At 59.7% G+C, this 22,663-nt stretch carries 15 protein-coding genes; 10 read left to right on the forward strand and 5 right to left on the reverse strand.

The annotated features are described in order from the left end of the window. Positions 1-3: 3 nt before the first annotated feature. Both EGX79_01515 and EGX79_01520 read right to left on the reverse strand, forming a co-directional pair. A complete protein-coding gene (locus tag EGX79_01515; GenBank protein AYX80977.1) occupies positions 4-1,464 on the reverse strand; it encodes a M1 family peptidase in 1,461 nt (486 codons plus the stop codon). A 10-nt stretch (positions 1,465-1,474) separates the two neighbouring features. After that, a complete protein-coding gene (locus EGX79_01520) occupies positions 1,475-3,625 on the reverse strand; it encodes a S9 family peptidase (GenBank protein AYX80978.1) in 2,151 nt (716 codons plus the stop codon). An 82-nt stretch (positions 3,626-3,707) separates the two neighbouring features. Between EGX79_01520 and lpdA the strand changes: the two genes are divergently transcribed. Continuing rightward, positions 3,708-5,123: a dihydrolipoyl dehydrogenase gene (gene lpdA, locus EGX79_01525; protein ID AYX80979.1), complete on the forward strand. Its 1,416-nt coding sequence runs from the start codon at positions 3,708-3,710 to the stop codon at positions 5,121-5,123. A gap of 243 nt (positions 5,124-5,366) precedes the next feature. Here lpdA and EGX79_01530 read toward each other — a convergent pair whose 3' ends face one another. Both EGX79_01530 and aceA read right to left on the reverse strand, forming a co-directional pair. Further along, positions 5,367-6,803, reverse strand: coding sequence for an XRE family transcriptional regulator (locus EGX79_01530; GenBank protein AYX80980.1), 1,437 nt, complete (start codon positions 6,801-6,803; stop codon positions 5,367-5,369). 202 nt (positions 6,804-7,005) lie between these two features. Continuing rightward, positions 7,006-8,298 (reverse strand): isocitrate lyase, encoded by a 1,293-nt coding sequence (gene aceA, locus EGX79_01535; GenBank protein AYX80981.1) that lies wholly within the window; start codon positions 8,296-8,298, stop codon positions 7,006-7,008. A gap of 1,016 nt (positions 8,299-9,314) precedes the next feature. Between aceA and EGX79_01540 the strand changes: the two genes are divergently transcribed. The 9 genes from EGX79_01540 to EGX79_01580 all read left to right on the forward strand — a co-directional run bounded on the left by EGX79_01540 (position 9,315) and on the right by EGX79_01580 (position 21,545). Continuing rightward, complete coding sequence (locus EGX79_01540) at positions 9,315-11,525, forward strand: malate synthase G (GenBank protein ID AYX80982.1); 2,211 nt, start codon at positions 9,315-9,317, stop codon at positions 11,523-11,525. 330 nt (positions 11,526-11,855) lie between these two features. Next, positions 11,856-12,557 (forward strand): HAD family hydrolase, encoded by a 702-nt coding sequence (locus tag EGX79_01545; GenBank protein ID AYX82672.1) that lies wholly within the window; start codon positions 11,856-11,858, stop codon positions 12,555-12,557. 15 nt (positions 12,558-12,572) lie between these two features. Continuing rightward, complete coding sequence (locus tag EGX79_01550) at positions 12,573-15,188, forward strand: glycoside hydrolase family 65 protein (GenBank protein ID AYX80983.1); 2,616 nt, start codon at positions 12,573-12,575, stop codon at positions 15,186-15,188. A 414-nt stretch (positions 15,189-15,602) separates the two neighbouring features. Continuing rightward, positions 15,603-16,343: a succinate dehydrogenase cytochrome b subunit gene (locus EGX79_01555; protein ID AYX80984.1), complete on the forward strand. Its 741-nt coding sequence runs from the start codon at positions 15,603-15,605 to the stop codon at positions 16,341-16,343. Between the two features lie 19 nt (positions 16,344-16,362). Continuing rightward, positions 16,363-18,381: a fumarate reductase/succinate dehydrogenase flavoprotein subunit gene (locus EGX79_01560; protein AYX80985.1), complete on the forward strand. Its 2,019-nt coding sequence runs from the start codon at positions 16,363-16,365 to the stop codon at positions 18,379-18,381. Beyond that, positions 18,381-19,130 carry a succinate dehydrogenase/fumarate reductase iron-sulfur subunit gene (locus tag EGX79_01565; GenBank protein ID AYX80986.1) on the forward strand — a complete coding sequence of 250 codons (750 nt, stop codon included), beginning with the start codon at positions 18,381-18,383 and terminating at the stop codon, positions 19,128-19,130. Before EGX79_01560 ends, EGX79_01565 begins: the two co-directional genes overlap by 1 nt. 40 nt (positions 19,131-19,170) lie before the next feature. Beyond that, complete coding sequence (locus tag EGX79_01570; protein AYX80987.1) at positions 19,171-19,569, forward strand: hypothetical protein; 399 nt, start codon at positions 19,171-19,173, stop codon at positions 19,567-19,569. 190 nt (positions 19,570-19,759) lie between these two features. After that, positions 19,760-21,109 carry a DUF445 family protein gene (locus tag EGX79_01575; protein AYX80988.1) on the forward strand — a complete coding sequence of 450 codons (1,350 nt, stop codon included), beginning with the start codon at positions 19,760-19,762 and terminating at the stop codon, positions 21,107-21,109. A gap of 124 nt (positions 21,110-21,233) precedes the next feature. Further along, the gene (locus EGX79_01580; protein AYX82673.1) at positions 21,234-21,545 is read left to right on the forward strand and encodes a DUF2516 family protein; all 312 of its coding nucleotides are present in this window, start codon (positions 21,234-21,236) and stop codon (positions 21,543-21,545) included. A gap of 203 nt (positions 21,546-21,748) precedes the next feature. Here EGX79_01580 and purU read toward each other — a convergent pair whose 3' ends face one another. After that, entirely contained in the window at positions 21,749-22,654 is a 906-nt protein-coding gene (purU, locus tag EGX79_01585; protein ID AYX80989.1) for a formyltetrahydrofolate deformylase, read from the reverse strand. Positions 22,655-22,663: the final 9 nt, after the last annotated feature.

A 22,663-nucleotide genomic window follows, 5' to 3' on the forward strand; every position in this document is an offset into this window, starting at 1 on the left:
TCTCTAGTCCTTGGCCTTCGAGTAGCCGAGCTTTGCAAACTGAGCAGCCAGTTCCTCGTCCACGATTGGAGCACCATTATCGTCGATGCCCTGGTCAGCAGGGGAACGCGTTGGGTCGGTGGGGAAGTCCGGCAAGGAGCTGCGTGACAGCCAGGAGTCAAAGATGACATCCAGGTGCGAGGTGGTGATGCCACGCTCACGGCATACGCGGTTGGCCAGTGCGCGGAAGTCCACTGCATCGACCACACTGTGGCGGTTGGTGGTGGTCCACTTGTGCACCAGGTCGAAGAACACCTCGTCGCCCAGCAGCAGACGCAGAGCGTGCACAGTCAGCGCGCCGCGCTTGTACAGACGGTCGTCGAACATCAGCTTGGGCCCTGGGTTGGCGATGACGATGTCCTGATCATCTTCAAGCAGGTCCAGGTAGTGCTTGCGGGCGTGCACATCCGCGCTGGCACCGCCGCTGACCTCGGACCACACCCACTCGGAATAGCAGGCAAAACCCTCGTTGAGCCAGATATCGCGCCACTGCGAAATGCCGACACTGTTGCCGAACCACTGGTGCGACAACTCGTGGGCAATCAGTCGATTCCACGTGTCCTTGCCGTCGGCGTGGTTGGCTCCGAAGATGGACAGACCCTGTGCCTCGATGGGGATCTCCAGGTCGTCTTCACAAATGACCACCTGGTAGGCACGGAAGGGGTAAGGGCCAAAGAGCTTGGCGAATTCATCGAGCATGCGTCCCTGGTCGCGGAAGTCGTGGCGGGCATTTGCCACCAACTCAGAGGGCACCCAGGCCACTACGGTCGAGGTCTGGCACGGCAGCTCGACCTTCTTAAACTGGCCGACATTGATGGTGGCCAAGTAGGAGGCCATGGGCTCCTCGGTGACAAACCGCCAGCGGCGGCGCGATCCGCCCACGTTCACCGGAGCGTCGGCAAGCCCTGGTGCGACGACCTCGTAGGGAGCGTCGGTGACCATCGTGAACTCGTAAAATGCCTTGACCTCGGGATCGTCATCGCAGGGGTACCACGACGCCGCGCCCACCGGCTGCGATGCCACGAGTGCACCGTTTTCGAGTTCCTCCCAGCCAATTTCGCCCCACTTCGAGCGCACCGGACGTGGCGTGCCCGAGTAAGTCACAATCAGCCGCAGCGTCTCGTCGGGAGCCAACTCGCGGTCAAAGGTGACGCGCAGCTTGCGTCCCGAATGGCGCCAGCGCTTTACATCGATTGAGTGTGCCTGCGAATCGGAAATCGCATCCACCGAATCGACCCCCAGCGCATCCGCAAAGTCGAGCGTGATGTGTGAGGTCCAAGCATTGATTTCGATATGCAGAGTCGCCGTCGCCTTCAGACGATTCGGCCCGACCCGATAATCGAGGTCCAGCTCGTATTTGTTCACCCGGAAACCCAGGTTGAACGCAATACCGGTATAAGGATTAGTGAAATCAGCGCTACTCACGGCTGTTACCTTACTTGAGCTTGTTCCACAGCCACGTAGATATGAGTGCCTCGACGAACGCGACCTGCGAATTATCCGCCGCACCGGCGTGGCCTCCTTCGGTATTTTCGTGATAATCCACCGGCTGTCCCGCTTCCTCCAGCAGCCACGCCAGGCTCCTCGCATGTGCCGGGTGGACACGGTCATCCCTGGTAGACGTCGTAATCAACGCTGGTGGGTAGGCGCGCTGCTCTCGCTTGACGACGCGCTGGACCGGCGAATACTGCGCAATCGCAGCCCGCTCGGTGGGGTCGTCCGGGTTTCCATATTCGGCCATCCAGGAGGCTCCCGCGGACAGCTTGTGATAGCGCATCATGTCCGCCAGTGGCACCTGGGACACCACCGCTCCCACTAACTCCGGGTAGGAGGTTAGGCAGACAGCGGTCAGCAGCCCGCCGTTGGAACCACCGCGCACGCCCAGCTGCTCGCGCGTGCAGTAGCCACGTGCAACCAAATCGCGCAGTACGGCCTGATGATCCTCATAGACCCTCATCCGCTCAGTCTTGACCACCGAGGAGTGCCAGGTCGGGCCGAATTCGCCACCGCCACGCAGGTTGGCCTCCACGAAGTACCCGCCTCGCTCGAGCCAGGTCAGGCCACGAATCGCCGAGTACTGCGGGACCAGTGAGACCTCGAAACCGCCGTAGGCGTGCACGAGGGTAGGGGCTGGGTTCGGAGTGGGTGTGGCTGTGGTTGTCTCTGCACTAGCGCCTGCGTCGAAGCGGCCGGTGATGCGATACGGAATCCGCGTGCCATCGGCCGAGGTCGCCCAGTGCTGCCGCGTCTCCATCCCCTCACTGTCGAAGAGCGCCGGAGCACGCCGCACTTCCGTGAGCGGGTTGCCGACTTGCCCGTACCAGAGGGTTGCCGGCTGCGTTGCCGAGGTCGACACCAACCAGATCTCATCGTCGCGTTCAGAGGCCGTATCAATCACGCTCACAGTGGCCTGTGCCGGTAACTCGCCGAAAGCCTCCACCGGCTCCCACGAGCCCTCCCGCAACACGACCAACTTCGTCGCGACATCCTCCAACAGCGTCAACACCAGGAAGTTCTTCGTCCACGCCAGCTGCTGGAACGAGGTGTGCGCATCAGGGGTGAAAATCACCTCCACCTCACGCGAGCCCGCCAGCCACTTATCGAGCTCCACAACGGCCACGCCACCAGCCGGAATGCCATTGAACTCCGTGCGGGGCATCAGCACCAACCACTGCCGATGGACACTCGTGCGACAGTCCTGCGGCACCTCCAGGATCTGCAGGGAAAAGTCCCCATTCTGCTGCGCCGCCAACTTGCCCGGACGCTCCGCTGCCACGAACCGCTGCGAATTATAAAAATCATGCGCACGCTCGACAAACAGCCGCTCAAAACCCTCCGTCGCGTCGAACCAGCCGCCCACGGCCACATCATCACTGTGGCCCGAGAAAACCACATCCGCGCTTGACGACGGCGTGCCGCGCCGCCACCTACGCACCTGCCGCGGGTAGCCCGAATCCGTCAGTGACCCCGGACCAAAGTCACTGCCAACGAGAATTTCGTCACGACCCAACCAACAGACATCGGACTTCGCCTCCGGGAGGTAGAACGACTCATCCTCGACAAAAATGCAGTTGACGAGGTCAAACTCCCGCACCACAGTGGCATCGGCGCCGCCGCGAGAGAGCAGAATCAACGCGCGGTCATACTCCGGATAGCGGCACACCGTGCCCTTCCAGACCCAGTTTTCTCCCTCGGCTTTCGCCAGCGCATCGAGGTCGATGAGAGTTTCCCACTCGGTCGCCTGCGGATCTTCCTGGCCAGCCAGATAGCTCTGCAACGACGTCCGCCGCCACAGGCCCCGCGGATGCTCGGCATCCCGCCAGAAGTTATAGAGGTACTCGCCGCGCCGCACCGGGTATGCGATCCGGGCATCGGTGTTGAGCGCAGCCAGGATGCGTTGTTCCAGGTTGGTGCGGTCGCTGGTGTCGTCGGCAAGCGAATCGACGCCTGCGACGGTGGCCTCCGACTGCGCGCGGGCCCACGCCAGCGCCTGGGAGCCGTCGATATCGTCCAGCCAATCGGGGACAAGGTCAGTGGAGAGGAAGGAGAGATTGTTGCCCAAGTCGGTGTCCGTGTCGGTGCCCATGCCCACCACCGTAGCCGACCGCAGTAGGTAAAACCGGGACTCGCGCGTGAAGTAAAGACAAGTCGTGCGTAGACTTGTGCACGTGGCTGAACATTTTGATCTTGTAGTACTCGGCGGCGGTCCTGGCGGATACGTCGCAGCAATCCGTGCATCCCAGCTGGGCCTGAAGACTGCCGTGGTGGAGAAGCAATACTGGGGCGGTGTCTGCCTCAACGTTGGCTGTATTCCATCCAAGTCTCTGTTAAAGAACGCCGAGGTGGCGCACATTTTCAACCATGAGGCTAAGACCTTCGGTATCTCCGGCGATGTCTCCTTTGACTTCGGTGCCGCACACGCGCGTTCGCGCAAGGTGTCCGCGGGCATTGTCAAGGGCGTTCATTTCCTGATGAAGAAGAACAAGATCACCGAAATCAACGGTTTCGGTGAATTCACTGGCCCGACCTCCATGGCCATCACTGATGGCGATGACGAAGGCAAGGAAATTACCTTCGATAAGGCGATTATTGCGACCGGCTCTGTCGTCCGTTCCCTGCCGGGCGTTGAGGTCGGCGGCAACATCGTTTCCTACGAAGAGCAGATTCTCTCCGACGAGCTGCCGGACTCCATGGTTATCGTCGGCGCTGGCGCCATCGGTATGGAGTTCGCATACGTCTTGGCTAACTACGGCGTGGATGTCACCATCGTCGAGTTCATGGACAACGTTCTACCGAACGAGGACGCAGACGTCTCCAAGGTTATTGCCAAGGAATACAAGAAGCTGGGCGTCAAGCTCATGACCGGACACAAGACCACCTCCATCGTGGACAATGGTGACTCGGTTGAGGTCAAGGTCGAGGCCAAGGATGGCGGCGACGAGCAGACTCTGACCGTCGACCGCGTTATGGTCTCCATCGGCTTCGCACCGCGCACCGAGGGTATCGGCCTGGACAAGGCTGGTGTTGAGTTGGGCGAGCGCGGCGAGATTGTCATCGACGAGTACATGCGCACCAACGTCGATAACATCTACGCCATCGGTGACGTCACCATGAAGCTGCAGCTGGCACATGTCGCTGAGGCACAGGGCGTTATTGCAGCTGAGCACATGGCGGGTCACGAGACCGAGACAATCCCGGACTACAACATGATGCCGCGCGCAACCTTCTGTAACCCACAGGTTGGTTCCTTCGGTAAGACCGAGGCACAGGCCAAGAAGTGGGCAGAGGAGAACGGTCGCGAGATTAAGGTCTCCACCTTCCCGTTCTCTGCCAACGGTAAGGCGCAGGGTCTGGCGGAGCCGGTTGGTTTCGTGAAGCTCATTGCAGATGCCGAATACGGCGAGCTGCTGGGTGGCCACATGGTGGGCGCCAACGTTTCCGAGCTCATGCCGCAGCTGGTTCTGGCGGAGAAGTACGAGCTGACCACTGAGGAAATCGGCCGCGCCGTTCACATTCACCCGACCATGTCCGAGGCCATGAAGGAAGCAGCCGAGGGCGTTATGGGCAAGATGATCAACCTGTAAGAGGTTGTGGCTTTGGCCTAGGGCCAGTTTTCGCTGGTCCTGGCTCTCACTGGGCTGGTCCCGGTTCAGGCAAATACGAGTTAGTGCTTAAGTTTATGACAGTTTGACCGTGAAAATCGGTGCGAAAGTGTCATAAACTTAAGCACTTTCTTTTTGGGTCTTCCTTTTTTTTGGGGGGGGGGAGCATCCTGCGCGAACCAAGCCCCCGCAAACAGGCCGGCTCCGCGCCCGTCGTAAAGCGAACTAGTACGGCGAGACGGTGGAGCGGTGCATGTTGATGTCGATATCGCGATGGATCGGCGGGAACGCGCGCTGCGGACATGCCTCGCGGGAGCAGACCCTGCAGCCGGCACCGATTGGAGTGGCGGCGTCGAGGTCCGCGAGATCGAGACCATCGGCGTACACGGTGCGCTCAGCGTGACGGGCCTCGCAGCCCAAACCGATGGCAAAAACCTTACCTGGCTTGCCGAAACGTGCCGCGTGATGCTCCACGGTCCGCGAGATCCACATGTACGGCCGACCATCCGGCATGAGCGCGACCTGCCGCATGACTTTGCCGGGGTAGGAGAAAGTCTCGTAGACGTTCCACAGCGGGCAGGTACCGCCCGAATGCGTGAAGTGGAAGCCCGTGGCGGATTGACGTTTGGACATGTTGCCCGCGCGGTCGACGCGCACGAATGTCCACGGGATGCCGCGCAAGCTGGGGCGTTGCATCGTGGACAATCGGTGGCAGATGGTCTCGTAGCCGACACCGTAAGTGCGCGACAACAGCTCGATGTCGTAGCGCTTCGACTCAGCCATCGCATGGAACGACTCATACGGCAGAATCAGCGCCGCCGCGTAATACGTCGCGACTCCGCGCTGCGCCAGCTTCCGCGACTCCTCCGACATGAAATGCCCGGACGCGACGGCCTCGGAAATGGTCTCGCCCTGCTCCAAAAACCCCAGCTCCGTGGCCATGCGGAAGGCCCGCTGTCCCGGCGAGAGGTGCCGCGCGAGGTAGAGCGTCTTCGTCCGCCGATCAAGGCTGTGCTGCACATCGCCTAACGACGATTCCAGCGCAATCCGAATCCCATGGTCGTTGGACAGCCTGTCGGCCAGCACAGAGACCACATCGGTGGTCTCGTCGGTGATGCGCAGCTCGCGGGCCAGCTCCTCAGCGGCGGTGTCGACCGAAGCGATGTAGTTCTGGCGGGCGTAGAAGTAGTCGCGGACCTCCTCATGAGGCATGGTCAGCGCCTGTGAACCGGAGGCGGTGTCGGTGCTGTTGCCGAAGTTGCGCTCCTCGGTGGCCAGAGAGAGTTTGTCCGTGACGTTGCGGTAGCGGCGGTGAATGTCCACCATGATGCGGGCGATATCAGGGTGGTCGCGAACCATTTCCGAGATCTCCTGCAGATCCATGGGAGACTTAGCGATCTCCTTGTCCATTACCACGTCCTGGACCTCAGCGAGGAGGCGGGAGTCGTCATCTCGGGAGAAGAAAGTCGCGTCAACGCCGAATGTGTCCGTGATGCGGAGCAGCACGGGCACAGTCAGCGGGCGGACGTCGTGCTCAATCTGGTTGACGTAACTAGCCGAGAGGCCCAACGCCTGTGCGAGCGCAGCCTGGCTGAGGTCGCGCTCGCGGCGTAGCTGGCGGAGGCGGGATCCGACATAGGTTTTCGACATACTGCCCAGCATATCGCGGGCTTTGCTGAACTTGTGTAGAAAACCGTTGCAACCTTTGCTTACGTGTGTAGGTGCTGAGGTTCTCAGGCACGCTTCACGACGGCCCGGAGTCGACACGTCGATGAACACACAAAAACACCCAGCGGTGGCTGCAGGTGCAGCCCTCGCTGGGTGTTGAAGCTAGGTCTTAGACCTAAGCCCTAAGCCGAGTGACTTAGAACTGACCCTCCTCGGTGGAGCCCTTCAGGGCGGTGGTGGAGGAGTTCGGGTCGACGGTGGTGGCGATGCGGTCGAAGTAACCAGCGCCAACCTCGCGCTGGTGCTTGACAGCGGTGAAGCCGCGCTTCTCGGCAGCCTCGAACTCGCGGTTCTGCAGGTCGACGAATGCGGACATCTGCTCGCGAGCGTAGCCGTAAGCCAGGTCGAACATGCCGTAGTTCAGGGCGTGGAAGCCAGCCAGGGTGATGAACTGGAACTTGAAGCCCATCTTGCCCAGCTCGTTCTGGAACTTGGCGATCTCGTCCTTCTCGAGGTGAGCGGACCAGTTGAAGGACGGGGAGCAGTTGTAAGCCAGGAGCTGGTCCGGGTACTCAGACTTGACGCCCTCAGCGAACTTCTTAGCCAGCTCGAGGTCCGGAGTACCGGTTTCCATCCAGATCATGTCAGCGTACGGAGCGTAGGACTTTGCGCGCGCGATGCACGGCTCCAGGCCGTTCTGGACGTGGTAGAAGCCCTCGGAGGTGCGGTCACCGGTGATGAACTTCTGGTCGCGCTCATCAACGTCGGAGGTGATGAGGGTAGCGGCCTCAGCGTCGGTGCGGGCGATGATGACGGTCGGGGTGTTGGAGACGTCAGCAGCCAGGCGAGCAGAGGTCAGGGTACGGATGTGCTGCTGGGTCGGAATCAGGACCTTGCCGCCCAGGTGGCCACACTTCTTCTCAGAAGCAAGCTGGTCCTCCCAGTGGGTACCAGCGGCACCAGCGTTGATCATGGCCTTCTGCAGCTCGTAGACGTTCAGAGCGCCACCGAAGCCAGCCTCACCGTCAGCGACGATCGGCAGCAGCCAGTTGTCGACGGAGTCGTCGCCCTCGATGCGAGCGATCTCGTCTGCGCGGAGCAGAGCGTTGTTGATGCGGCGAACGACGTTCGGCACGGAGTTAGCCGGGTACAGGGACTGGTCCGGGTAGGTGTGGCCGGAGAGGTTAGCGTCACCAGCAACCTGCCAACCGGAGAGGTAGACAGCCTTCAGGCCAGCGCGAGCCTGCTGAACGGCCATGTTACCGGTCAGTGCGCCCAGAGCGTTGATGTAGGAGTCGTCCTTAACGTTGACGCCTTCCCACAGGATCTCAGCGCCACGGCGAGCGAGGGTGTTCTCCTCGACGACGGTGCCCTGGAGCTCAGCGACCTGCTCAGCGGTGTAGTCGCGGGTGATACCTTCCCAGCGCGGGTTCTCGTCCCAATCCTTCTGGATTTCGGCGGCGGTACGTGCCTTACCAACGTTAGACATAAACGGAGTCACTTCCTTTTGCTTGCTTTTTGAACTCCGGGTGCTGACTTAAGAACAATTCCGACAGAACCGATCTACAGGCTGACCCGATAGTGACCGCGGTGTCACGTGAATGCAGGGGGCGCTAGCAAAGTGCTGTACCCCTGCACACAAACACGCGAACAAAAACAATGTCCGCTTCCGCGTGCCATGTCTCACATTTTGGGGCATAGCGCTACGTTCGTCAAGCAGCTTCCGATGTGAATTCAAGTATGTAATACGGATAACACTTGTGAAGATTGCAAACATTGTGATGTGTAGCTTGGCTTTAACAATTTTCGCCTGTGACCGGCCGGTACATTTGTACTGTTATTTCCCTATGGCGGACTCGCGAATAATGTTCCCCCCGCTTTGGGGTGATTTATATTTTGGTATTTATCAAAGCTGGCCGTTAACAGTGTTTGGGGTTTAGGGGGTGTTTCGCTACCCCCGAAATTACGGCCGTAAAGGTGGAAACGGGCTTCTAAATACACTGCCGTTACACCGTCAGTACCCCGCCGGAGCATCCCTGGGTAGTGGCCAGGGTCTCGGTTGTCATCTCGCTTTTATGGTCTGGTTTGAAGGCGGAGGCTGTAGCGACGTGATTGGTCGCTGGCCGTTGATATGCAGGTCGCAATAGTAAATGTCTGTGAGGCGCGACACTTTCCCATTGTGTGTGGTGTTCTGTGGCTGGAGGAAAGAGTGCCGGGGATGCTGTAGTCAATGCGGGTGGGGGAGGGCTGGTTGTGGCGTCAGGACTGAATGCCCGAATGGTCATTGGGGAGGGGTGGGGTCTGTTCGCAGGGTGCTCGTCGTAAAGCGAATGAAATGGCAAATGTGAGCGGCGCTATACCGGGCTGGCGGTTGGCGGTTATGGAAAAAGACGGTTCATAAGTGCGCCGAATCACATACAGTAGGGGAACAACGCATCCAGTGTGAGCCGCTGACGTGGCCGTGGCTGGATGGGCAAATTGCAATCAATAGTTTTGAGGAGAGCAATGGCACAGCGTATTTCGGCAGGTGGAATGCAGGTCGCGAAGGTTCTTTACGACTTCGTTAATGACACCGCACTCCCCGCCGCCGGCATTGAGGACAAGGACGCGTTCTGGAACGGCTTCGGTGACATTGTCGCTAAGTACACTCCGCGCAACCGCGAGCTGCTGGCCAAGCGCGATGAGCTGCAGGAAAAGCTCGACGCTTGGTACAAGGAACACCCGGGCGAGCAGAATCAGGATGAGTACGTCGCATTCCTGAAGGAAATTGGCTACCTCGTTGACAACCCGGGTGACTTCCAGGTCACTACCGCTAACGTCGACACCGAGATCACTTCCACGGCTGGCCCGCAGCTGGTTGTGCCGGTTCTCAACGCCCGTTTCGCCATCAACGCTGCGAACGCACGCTGGGGCTCGCTTTACGACGCGCTGTACGGCACCAACGCTATTCCTGAAGATGGCGGTGCGGAGAAGGACACCCCGGGCTACAACAAGGTCCGCGGTGACCGCGTTATCGCATGGGGTCGTAACTTCCTGGACAAGGCTCTGCCGCTGGTCGACGGTTCCCACGCGGACGTCACCTCTTACGACATCGTCGACGGTCACCTGCAGGCAACCCTGGAAGACGGCGCTACCTCCGGTCTGCGCGAGCCGGAGACCCTGGTCGGCTACACCGGTGACAAGGACGCGCCGGAGTCCATTTACTTCAAGCACAACGGTCTGCACATCCAGCTGCTGATTGACCCGGAGTCCCCGGTTGGCAAGACCGACAAGGCTGGCGTCAAGGACATCATCCTGGAAGCCGCTGTCACCAACATCATGGATCTCGAGGACTCTGTCGCCGCAGTTGACGCTGCAGACAAGACCCTGGGTTACACCAACTGGCTGGGTCTGAACGTCGGTGACCTCGCAGTCGAGTTCACCCGTGGCGGCAAGAAGCTGTCCCGTACCATCAATGACGACCGCACCTACACCGCGCTTGACGGTTCCGAGGTCACCCTGCACGGTCGTTCCCTGAACCTGGTCCGTAACGTCGGCCACCTGATGCAGAACCCGGCCATCCTCGACCGCGACGGCGAGGAGATTTTCGAGGGCATCATGGATGCCGTCGTCACCGCTGTGTGTGCAATCCCGGGCCTGGACCAGGACAACGCACGTAAGAACTCCCGTACCGGTTCGATCTACATCGTGAAGCCGAAGCAGCACGGCCCGGATGAGGCTGCATTCACCAACGAGCTGTTCGCAGACGTTGAGAAGCTGCTGGGTCTTCCGCACAACACCCTGAAGGTCGGCCTGATGGACGAGGAGCGTCGTACCTCCGTCAACCTGGACGCCGCCATCAAGGCTGTTTCCGAGCGTGTCGTCTTCATTAACACCGGCTTCATGGACCGCACTGGTGATGAGATCCACACCTCCATCCAGGCTGGTCCGATGTTCCGCAAGGCTGTTCAGAAGACCGCTCCGTGGATGCTGGCTTACGAGGACAACAACGTCGACTCCGGTCTGGCACACGGCCTGCAGGGCAAGGCTCAGATTGGCAAGGGCATGTGGGCCATGACCGAGCAGATGGCTGAGCTGCTGGAGCAGAAGATCGGTCAGCCGAAGCAGGGTGCTTCCACCGCATGGGTTCCGTCCCCGACCGGTGGTGTGCTGCACGCTACCCACTACCACGAGGTTGACGTCTTCGGCGTTCAGGACAAGCTGCTTACCGACGGTCGCCGCGACTCCATGGGTGACCTGCTCACCATCCCGGTAGCGGCAGCTAAGGCTGGCGAGCCGGGCGCTGACTGGTCCGATGAGGACAAGGCTAACGAGCTGGACAACAACTGCCAGTCCATCCTGGGCTACGTTATCCGCTGGGTTGAGCAGGGTGTTGGCTGCTCCAAGGTGCCGGACATCAACGATGTTGACCTGATGGAGGACCGCGCTACCCTGCGTATTTCCTCCCAGACTCTGGCTAACTGGCTGCTGCACGGTGTTGTCACCGAGGAGCAGATCATCGATTCGCTTCAGCGCATGGCCGAGGTCGTTGACCGCCAGAACGAGGGCGATGAGGCATACCTGCCGATGGCCCCGGACTTCGACAAGTCCATTGGTTTCCAGGCTGCCAAGGAGCTCATCCTCGATGGTGTGAACCAGCCGTCCGGTTACACCGAGCCGATCCTGCACCGCCGTCGCCTGGAGTTCAAGAAGCGCGAGGGCATCGACCAGGACTAATTCTTGGTCGGGCTGCGGCTGCCGAGCCTGCAATAACAAAATAGATATCCAAACTGCCGGTGTGTAGGTGGTATTGGCTAACCTCTGATGCCAATTCCGCATGCGCGCCGGCAGTTTTGTTTTTGGGGGAAGCGCACCATGATTCTCGGATTCGAGATACCCGGGTTCGCAAGCGGGGTAGGGGCAACGTTGCTAGCGTTGATTGGGAAGTTAATTGAGAATATGCAGTCTGCAACGTCCAAGGAGCTGCGACCCCCCATGACTAATTCCACGACCGACAGTGCTACCAACCTCGCCAAGGCCAAAGAATTCCTCCATAGCGCGGGCGCAATCCTCTTTGACCTCGACGGGGTAATTACCCCTACTGCCGATGTTCACGAGCAGGCGTGGGCGGACATGTTTAGCGACTACTTCGAGCACAAGGGTGTCTCGGCCTACACAGAGGAGGACTACTTCACCTACCTCGATGGCCGCCGCCGCGATGAGGGCATCGCAGCAATCCTGGAATCTCGCGGCATTTCGCTGCCACACGGTAGCGATGAGGACACAGCGAAAGACGAGACGATTGTCGGGCTCGGGAAGCGCAAAAATGATGACTTCTTGGCGCGAGTCGAGAGGGGAATTGAGGCCTACCCGGGGTCGGTTGCGCTGCTCGACGAGTTACAGGGCGCGAGGGACTCGTCGGCAAGCGAAAAACCGCAGTTGGCGGTGGTTAGCTCGTCGAAGAACGCGGTGCCGGTGCTGACGGCCGCTGGGCTGCGTGAGCGGTTCGTGGAGATTGTTGACGGCGTGGTGGCGCATGAGAACAACCTGCCGGGTAAGCCAGCCGCCGATACTTTCGTGTACGCGGCGAAGAATCTGGGGGTGGCGCCGCGCGATGCTGTGGTGGTCGAGGATGCCATCAGTGGTGTGCAAGCGGGTGCAGCCGGCGCATTTGGTCTGGTCATTGGTGTTGACCGCGGTGCTGGTGCGGAAGCGCTGCGCCGAGCGGGCGCCGACGTTGTGGTCAGTGACTTGGCGGCACTCGTCTAGGCTGGCTCGTGACAAATGGCTGAGACAAAACCGGAAGGCATCATGGCCAACGATTCGACCACGGCAGCAGTCGACGAGACTGAGCGTGTGATTCCGCAGGGGCAGGGTCACGACGCGGAGACCGCAGAGGCTGAAAAACAGGAGGAGACGGTGTCCCCAGTTCGTCGTAAGCAGCGTCGTAACTTCCCGGCGGATCGTGCGGATAAGCACCACCACCTTGTAAATGCCGAGGGACTCATGGACCGAGACATCACTCCGGTCGATGAGTGGCGTCTGATTGAGACGAAGCCGAACGGCCTCCCGCTCGGTTTGGGCGAGACGCTGTTTGCGCTGTCGAACGGGTACATCGGCATGCGTGGCAACCCGCCGGAGGGCCGTGACTCCAGTGAGCACGGCACTTATATCAACGGTCTGCATGAGACCTGGCCGATTAGGCACGCCGAGGACGCCTACGGCCTAGCCCGCCAGGGGCAGACGATTGTCAATGCTCCGGACGCTAAGGCAATGCGTCTCTACATTGACGATGAGCCCCTGCGTCTCGGCAATGCTGAGGTCAGCGACTACGAACGTAGCCTGGATTTCCGCGAGGGCGTGCTGCGTCGTCGGTTCATTTGGCGCACCCCGGGTGGCAAGCGCGTTCGCGTCACCTCTGAGCGCATGGTGTCTTTCCAGGAAAAGCATGTCGCCGCGATGAGTCTGGAAGTCGAGCTGCTGGATGCGGATGCTGCGGTGATGATTAACTCGCAGATCCTCAACCGCCAGGACGGCGAGGACGAATACCACGATGCCGCTAAGGCGCAGGGCACCGAACTGGATCCCCGTCGCGCCGAGGCGCTGGAAGACCGCGTTCTCATTCCGGCATTTCAGTCGGAATCGGCGCACGGGCAGCGCTCGACGCTGGGCTACCGCTGCGCGAACTCCGGTATGACCGTGGCTACCTCCATGGACCACACCTTTACTGTCCGCACTCCCGACGGCACGGAGCCGTTCGTAGAGATTTCGCAGTCGACCGAGCCGGATGTGGCCAGCTCCCTGTTCAACCTGGATGCGCCGGTCGGCACTGTCATACGCCTGGAGAAGCTGGTCGCGTACCACTCCTCCCGTAAGGTGCGTGCCGAAGAGCTGGCATTCCGCTGTGAGCGCACCCTGAACCGCGTCGGCCGCATCGGCATGCTGGGGCTGATGGAGAACCAGGAGGAGTGGCTCGAACGCTTCTGGGAGCGCTCTGACGTGGTCATTTACAATCAGCCGGAGATTCAGCAGGCAGTGCGCTGGAACATTTGGCAGATTATCCAGGCCGCCGCCCGCGCCGAATTCCAAGGCGTCCCGGCCAAGGGAATGACCGGCACCGGCTACGGCGGCCACTACTTCTGGGACACGGAAATCTACGTGACCCCATTCCTTACCTATACGTCGCCGCAATTCTCGCGCAATGCCATGCGTTTCCGCTGGGACATGCTCGAAGCCGCGTGGGCGCGTGCCGACGAACTGGCGCACGACGGTGCCCTCTTCCCGTGGCGCACTATCAATGGTCAGGAGTCCTCGGCCTACTTTGAGGCCGGCACGGCGCAGTACCACATCGATGCGGACATCGTGTACGCGATGATGAAGTACGTCTATGCCTCCGGCGATGAGGAGTTCCTGCTCAAGGAGGGCACGGATCTGTTGCTCGGCACGGCCAGGTTTTGGATGTCGTTGGGATTCTTTGATGCCGAGCAGCGAGAGTTCCAAATTCACAGCGTCACCGGTCCAGATGAGTACAACACGGTGGTGAACAACAACCTGTACACCAACGTGATGGCGCAGTATAACCTGCGGGTTGCTGCGGACGTCGTCAAGCAGATGAAGCGTGATCGCCCTGCTGCCTATCGCGAACTGACCAACCGCTTCGACCTCACTGAGCGCGAGGTTGAAGAGTGGGAGCAGGCCGCTGAGGCGATGTACATCCCGTTCGATGAGAAGCTCGGCATTCACCCTCAGGATGACCAGTTCCTGCTGCGTAAGCGCTGGAATCTCGACGATCCCGAAGTTGGCCCGCTGCGCCCGCTGCTGCTGCATTACCACCCGCTGACGATTTACCGTCACCAGGTCATTAAGCAGGCGGACGTCGTCCTCGCACTGTTCCTCATGGGCAATCGCTTTACGACGGAACAAAAGCGCGCAGACTACATGTATTACGATCCGCTCACCACCGGTGATTCCTCGCTGTCCGCCGTTGTGCAGTCCATTGTTGCGGCCGAGTTGGGCTTGCAGGAGCAGGCAATGGACTTCTTCCTACGCGGACTCTATGTGGACCTGGCGAACTTGCATGGCAACGCTGCCGATGGTGTCCACGTCGCATCTGCCGGTGGTGTGTGGCAGTCCCTGGTCTATGGTTTCGGTGGTTTCCGCGATCATGACGGCCGCTACAGTATTGACCCGCGTCTGCCGGAGGACTGGAGTGGTCTGACGTACCGAGTCACTATTCGTGGTTGTCGTATCCGAGTGACGGTGCGCGGCCGCACGGTGGAAGTCGTCCTGGAGGAGGGAGACCACCAGGTTGGGCCGATTATGGTCGCAGGACATGAGGTGATCATTGGTCCGGAGCCGTTGACCGTGGTGATGGCGAACTCGGATCAGAGCGAGGATTAGTCGGACGGCTTCGGCCGTACACGGTGCCAATAGGGGGGGATTGCCTGTTGGGGGTGGCTGTTTGGGCCTTTGGGGAATTCGGCAGGGGTAAAAATAAAGAATTTCGCAACATAATTATTGAGTATTAAATCCGTCCACCTGAGAAAAGTGGGCGGTTTTTTATTTTCGTGCTATTTATGTTGCGTTATTAGCTAGTTTGGGCGGGGGAAAAATCGGCAAAAGTCGGGGTAGGGGCGTTTTTATGGTGGGGGAGAGGGTTTATGCAGCGACGACGTCAGAAGTGGCTAAAATGCGATAACCTGAGAAAAGGCGGAGAAAAGACCTAGGTAACCTGTGAAAATCCCCACCCAAAAGGGGGAAAAATGTTTACCAGGCGCTGTGTGACTTTAGAGTGAATATGACACTGGAGGTGCCATGACTGTTAAAAGTTCAAACCGTGACGCAATCGCGCACGGCAAAATTAATGTAGAACCGCTGCGCGAGCAGCCTAAATACCCTTCATGGGCTCTGAAGCTGACCATGGCCGTCACTGGCGTGCTGTTTGGCCTCTTCGTTATTGTCCACATGCTGGGTAACCTGAAGATTTTCGCTGGCGAGGAAGACTTCAACGCATACGCGACCTTCCTACGCACTGTCGGTGCTCCGGCAGTTCCGAACGAGGGCATTCTGTGGATTTTCCGCATTGTCCTGCTGGTAGCTATTGTCCTGCACATTTTCGGTGGCCTCACCCTGGCTGCACGTGCAAAGCAGTCCCGCGGCAAGTTCCGCCGTCAGGGCATGGTGTCCAGCTGGAACACCTTTACTGCACGTTCGATGGTGATCACCGGCATCGTGCTGCTGGCCTTCATCATCTTCCACCTGCTGGACCTGACCATCGGTGCTGGCGTTTCTCCGTCTTCTTTCGAGCACGGTGAGGCATACCAGAACGTGGTTGCGTCCTTCTCGCGTCCGGGTGTTGTTGTTTGGTACATCATTGCTCAGCTCGCTCTGCTGCTGCACCTGTCCCACGGTCTGTGGACCGCTACTTCCGACCTCGGTATCACCGGTAAGCGCTGGCGCAAGGTTCTGCTGTTCCTGTCCGGCCTGCTGCCGCTGCTGGTTGTTGTCGGCAACATCTTCATCCCAGTCGCCGTCCTGACCGGTCTGGTCTCGTAGGTCGAGGAGGAAATTTACTATGACTAACACTGAAGCAACCGTCGCTGCGGACTTCCGCGCGCCGGAAAGCGCTGTCGACGGGGTCAAGATCGGCAAGGTTCTGTCCGATAACTCCCCGGGTGACAAGGTCTCCATGAAGGACCACTGGCAGTACCAGAAGGATCACGCCAACCTGGTTTCGCCGCTGAACCGTCGTAAGTTCCGCGTCATGGTCGTCGGTACCGGCCTGGCTGGCGGCGCTGCCGCTGCTGCCCTCGGTGAGCTCGGCTACGACGTGCAGGTTTTCACCTACCACGACGCTCCGCGCCGTGCGCACTCCATTGCTGCACAGGGTGGTGTGAACTCCGCTCGCGGTAAGAAGGTCGACAACGACGGCGCTTACCGCCACGTCAAGGACACCGTTAAGGGCGGCGACTACCGCTGCCGCGAGAACGACTGCTGGCGTCTGGCTGTCGAGTCCGTCCGCGTCATCGACCACCTGAATGCAATCGGTGCTCCGTTCGCTCGCGAGTACGGCGGTACCCTGGCAACCCGTTCCTTCGGTGGTGTGCAGGTCTCCCGTACGTACTACACCCGTGGTCAGACGGGTCAGCAGCTGCAGCTGTCGACTACCTCGGCTCTGCAGCGTCAGATTGGTCTCGGCAACGTCGAGATCTTCACCCACAACGAGCTGGTTGACATCATCGTCGCCGACGGCCGTTGCCAGGGTGCCATCATGCGTAACCTCATCAATGGTGAGCTGACCGTTCACACTGCTCACGCAGTTATTCTGGCTACCGGCGGTTACGGCAACGTCTACCACATGTCCACGCTGGCCAAGAACTCCAACGCTTCGGCCATCATGCGTGCATACGACCAGGGTGCTTACTTCGCATCCCCGTCCTTCATCCAGTTCCACCCGACCGGTCTTCCGGTTAACGCGCACTGGCAGTCGAAGACCATTCTGATGTCCGAGTCCCTGCGTAACGACGCACGTATTTGGACCCCGAAGAAGAAGGGCGACGAGCGCCCGGCCAACGACATCCCGGAGGACGAGCGCGACTACTTCCTGGAGCGTCGCTACCCGGCATTCGGTAACCTCGTCCCGCGTGACGTCGCTTCCCGTGCCAACTCTCAGCAGATTAACGCCGGCTACGGTGTTGGTCCGCTGAAGAACTCCGTCTACCTGGATCTGCGTGACGCAATTGAGCGCCTGGGCCAGCCGGTCATCAAGGAACGCTACTCGAACCTGATTCAGATGTACGAAGAGGCAATCGGTGAGGACCCGTACAAGGTTCCGATGCGTATTGCTCCGACCTGCCACTTCACCATGGGTGGTCTGTGGTCTGACTTCAACCAGATGACCTCCATCCCGGGTCTGTTCACCGGTGGCGAGGCATCCTGGACCTACCACGGTGCAAACCGTCTTGGTGCAAACTCCCTGCTGTCCGGTTCGGTCGACGGTTGGTTCACCCTGCCGTTCACCATTCCGAACTACCTTGGCCCGCTGCTCGGTACCGACCGCCTGGCTGAGGATGCCCCGGAGGCCAAGGAAGCACTGGACCGCGCTCAGGCTCGCCTGGACAAGCTGATGAGCATCCAGGGTAAGCACGGCGCTGAGTACTTCCACCGTCAGCTCGGTGAGATTCTCTACCGCGACTGTGGTGTGGCTCGTAACAAGGAAGACCTGGCTCGCGGTATCGAGGAGATCCGCGAACTGCGTAAGGCATTCTGGTCTGACCTTTTCATCCCGGGTGAGCCGAACGAGATGAACCAGCAGCTCGAGTACGCTAACCGCGTTGCTGACTACATCGACCTCGGTGAGCTCATGTGTGTCGACGCCCTCGACCGCGATGAGTCCTGCGGTGCTCACTACCGCGATGACCACATCTCCGAAGATGGCGAGGCAGAGCGCGATGACGCTAACTGGTGCTTCGTTTCCGCATGGGAGCGAGGCAACAATGGTCCTGCATGGGATCAGTCCGGTCACGAATTCATTCGCCACGCCGAGCCGCTCACCTTCGAAGCCGTCCCGCTCATGACAAGGAACTACAAGTAATGAAACTGCACCTTGAAATCTGGCGCCAAGCAGGTCCGAACGTCGAGGGACACTTTGAATCCGTTGACGTTGACGACGCCGTCGCAGAGATGTCGATCCTGGAGCTGCTTGACCACGTCAACTCCAAGTACGTCGAGTCCGGCAAGGAGCCGTTCGCGTTCGCATCTGACTGCCGTGAGGGTATCTGTGGTACCTGTGGTCTGAACGTCAACGGTCGTCCGCACGGCCCGGGCCAGAACACCCCGACCTGTCAGCAGCGTCTGCACCAGTTCAGCGATGGTGACACCCTGAAGATCGAGCCGATGCGCTCCGCCGCATACCCGGTCATCAAGGACATGGTCGTTGACCGCTCCGCTCTGGACCGTGTCCTCGAGCAGGGTGGCTACGTCTCCATCAACGCTGGTACCGCTCCGGATGCAGATACTCTGCACCTGAACCACGAGACCGCTGAGTTCGCACTTGACCACGCAGCCTGCATCGGCTGTGGTGCTTGTGTGGCAGCTTGCCCGAACGGTGCTGCACACCTGTTCACCGGCGCAAAGCTGGTTCACCTCTCCCTGGTCCCGCTGGGTAAGGAAGAGCGTGGCAAGCGTGCTCGCAAGATGGTTGACGAGGTCGAAGGCACCTTCGGTCCGTGCTCCCTCTATGGTGAATGTGCTGATGTCTGCCCGGCCGGTATCCCGCTGACTGCGGTTGCCGCCGTTACCAAGGAACGAGCTCGTTCGTTCTTCCGCGGTAAGGACGACTAAACTCTTTCTCGATTAGAGTTTTCCAGAAGGGACATAGATTATGGCGAATGCAGTCAAGCGTTACCAGGGCGAAGAGCACTTCGTCGACGGTTACGTGCCTCAGAGCATGAATGCCGAATACTCCTCGCTTCACAAGAGCATTACCTGGATTGGCATGGGACTCATGCTCGCCTCTCTGGCGGCTTGGGGCACCTTCATTTTCGGTCTCGCAACGACCGTTTTTGCCGACCAGACTGCTGCCTCTCACAGCAACGGTTTCCTGGCTAAGGATGCCGCCAACTACACCGACTACACCGGTGGTTGGAACTTCGACGGCAGCGTGTTCATGTGGGCTGGCCTGGTAGTCGGACTGGTTATGGTTATTGCGGGTCTGGCCTGCATCTCCATCGGTCGTCGTGACTACAAGGCTTACCGAAAGGAATTCGGCACTCACCACTAAAGGCTTGCCCCAGTTTAAAGGGGCTCGCCTCTAGGCGGATGCAACGCTAGCCTTTTGAACTAGCACCTCCACAGTTGATGCCACTGTGCACAGTGCGCTGGGGTAGGGAAGTATTGAGAAGTACCTCTCTCACCAACAGCGGACTGCGGCGCGGTGGCATTTTCGCGTTTTCGGCGCCTAATCTATACACATGGATAACAACCCCGCTAAGCTCCCGGCAGCTGTAGATACGGTCTCGGACCGTCTCGAAGTTCCCGGGCCATCACCAGAGGTTGAGGCGGAAAAACGTGCGCAACTGCGTAAGGCTAAGGCCTTCGCTACGATGCTGCTGGTCATCGCAACCGCTGTGTATTTCACATGCCGCGGTATTGAGTCTTCACACTTATCCGCAGGCGAAGTTGTGCCCGCGTGGGTGGGCTACGTTCGCGCTGCTTCTGAGGCTGGCATGGTCGGTGCCCTCGCCGACTGGTTCGCAGTCGTAGCTCTGTTCCGCCACCCGCTCGGCATTCCTATCCCACACACCGCTATCGTCCGTCGCAAGAAGGACCAGGTCGGTGAGTCCCTGGCGCAGTTCGTCGGTGATAACTTCCTGAACCCCGCTTTGATTGTGGACAAGGTGCGTAAGGCCGAGATTCCTGAGCGTATCGGCGAATGGCTGGTAGCGCCGGGAAACGCCGACAAAGTGTCCGCAGAGGTCGGTAAGTTCACCGGAAATGTGCTGGAGGCGATTAATCCTGACGATGCCGCCGCAGTGCTGAAGTCAGCAGTCATCGACGAAGTTGCAGCCCCGGAGTGGGGGCCACCAGCGGGTAAGGTTCTCGAGCAGCTGATCGAAGAAGGGCGCACCGAGCCTATTGTCCAGCAGATGGCTGAGTGGCTGCACCGGAAGTCGCTGGGCTCGCAGAATCTTATCGACCGACTCGTCGGAGAGCGCGCCCCCTCCTGGGCACCGAGCTTTGTCAACGATCTCATCGGCGACAAGGTCTATCGCGAGCTGGTTGATTGGACCTGGCAGGTGCAGCATGACCCTAAGCACGACGCGCGCCTGGCGCTCCACCGCTTCCTCACGCAGCTCGCCGTTGATTTGCAGAACGACGAGAAGACCATCGCCAAGGTCGAAGAAATTAAGACTGACATTCTTTCGTCCGCCGCTGTCACACAGGCACCGGCGAAGATTTGGGCATCAACATCCGCAAAGCTTGTCGACGCTGCCCGCGACCCGGACTCCCTGCTCCGTCGGAAGGTCTCGGAAACGGCCGCCCGCTACGGCGAGCGAATCCAGTCCGATCCTGAGTTGCGCAAACGAATGGACCGCCGTCTGGAAGCGGCTGTCGTCTTCATCGCTGAGAACTACGCGGGCGAGATTACCTCGATCATTTCCGAGACCGTCGAGCGTTGGGACGCCGATGAGGCTTCCGACAAGATTGAACTGATGGTCGGTCGCGATCTGCAGTTCATTCGCGTTAACGGCACTGTTGTCGGATCACTGGCCGGTTTGGCTATTTACACCCTGTCGACCTTGGTGTTTGGGGCTATTTAGCAGCACAACCCAGCACATCAGACCGTGTGCGTTAGCATGTAAAAAGCAATGCATCCCTGTTAAAGGAGTTGTTCCCCCGGTGCGCCTGTTACCATCTTTGCCCAGTCTTGCGGATTCGCCGCTGATGGCAATTTCCGTCTATGTGGACGTCCTGTTTCAGTTCGCCATTCCGTTTGTCATCGGCATCTTGGCGCTAATCGGTGCGGTGCTTGTCATCACCACCCGCGCGGATGCCTTTGACGCTGCAGACCGCAAGAGCCGCAACGTCTGGGCCGGCATGCTGGTCGGTTCGGCTATCTTCCTACTCCTGCCGTGGCTGGGCTGGGCAATGCTGGGCATCCCGCTGATTGCCGGACTAGTCATCACGGGGATTTACTGGTTGGATGTTCGCCCACAGATCAAGGACATTTTGTCGAACGCACAGGGCGGTTATTAGTCCCGGGCGGGTGTTAGTCCAGGGCGGGTGTTAGCCCGCACAACTGAGAAAGTGTCTGGGTTTATGACAGTTTCTGGGTGAAAAACCCGGTGATTTTGTCATAAACCCAGACACTTTCTTTCTGGGGGAGGGGATAGGGATAGGTCTGGCTCCCCGAAAACCTACTGGAACGCCACGGTAACCTACTGGAACGCCACGGTAACCTACTGGAACACCACGGTGCGGTTGCCGTAAACCTGCACACGGTCCTCCAGGTGCCAGCGCAAACCGCGGGCGAGGACCTGCTTCTCCGCATCGCGACCTTCACGCTGCATGTCCGCAGCGGTGTATTTGTGGGAGACACGCATGACGTCCTGCTCAATAATCGGACCATCGTCGAGGTCCTCAGTGGCGTAGTGGCAGGTGGCACCGATGAGCTTCACACCACGTCGATAAGCCTGCAGATACGGGCGCGCGCCCATGAACGACGGCAGGAAGCTGTGGTGGATATTGATTGCGCGGCCTTCCCACTTCTCGCACAGATCCGGCGGCAGAATCTGCATGAAACGTGCGAGCACGATGGCATCCGGGTTTTCGGCGTCGACAATCTCGGCGACCTCATCGAATGCCTTACGCTTGCCGACGGCATCCTTGGGGAAGGGCACATGGTGGAAGGGAATGTCATACGCTGCGACCAGTGGCTCCAGATCGCGGTGGTTACCAATTACTGCAGCGATTTCCATCGGATAGTCGGACTGTGCGACGCGGCCGAGCAGATCCTGCAGGCAGTGGCCTTCCTTGGTCACCAGGATGACAGCGCGCTTCGGGACAGCGTTGTCGGTGACCTTCCAGCGGACCTCAGGGCCCCAATCACCGACGAGCTCGGCGAATTTCTCGCGCAGCTCTTCTACCGTCAGGTCGAGCGCGTCGGCGCGGACCGCCTGGCGAGTGAAAAACCATCCGGTCTCCGGGTCGGAGAAGAAGTCCGCTTCGGTAATCCACGCACCAATGTCGGACAGGAAGGTCGACAGGGTGGAAACGATACCGGTACGGTCTGGACAGCCGAGCGAGAAGATGTACTGGCGCTCGGTGGGAGTACCGCTATTTGCGGTGATGAGAGAGCGAGTCATTCTCGGTAT

The organism is Corynebacterium jeikeium, assembly GCA_003955985.1.
GTDB lineage: Bacteria > Actinomycetota > Actinomycetes > Mycobacteriales > Mycobacteriaceae > Corynebacterium > Corynebacterium jeikeium_D.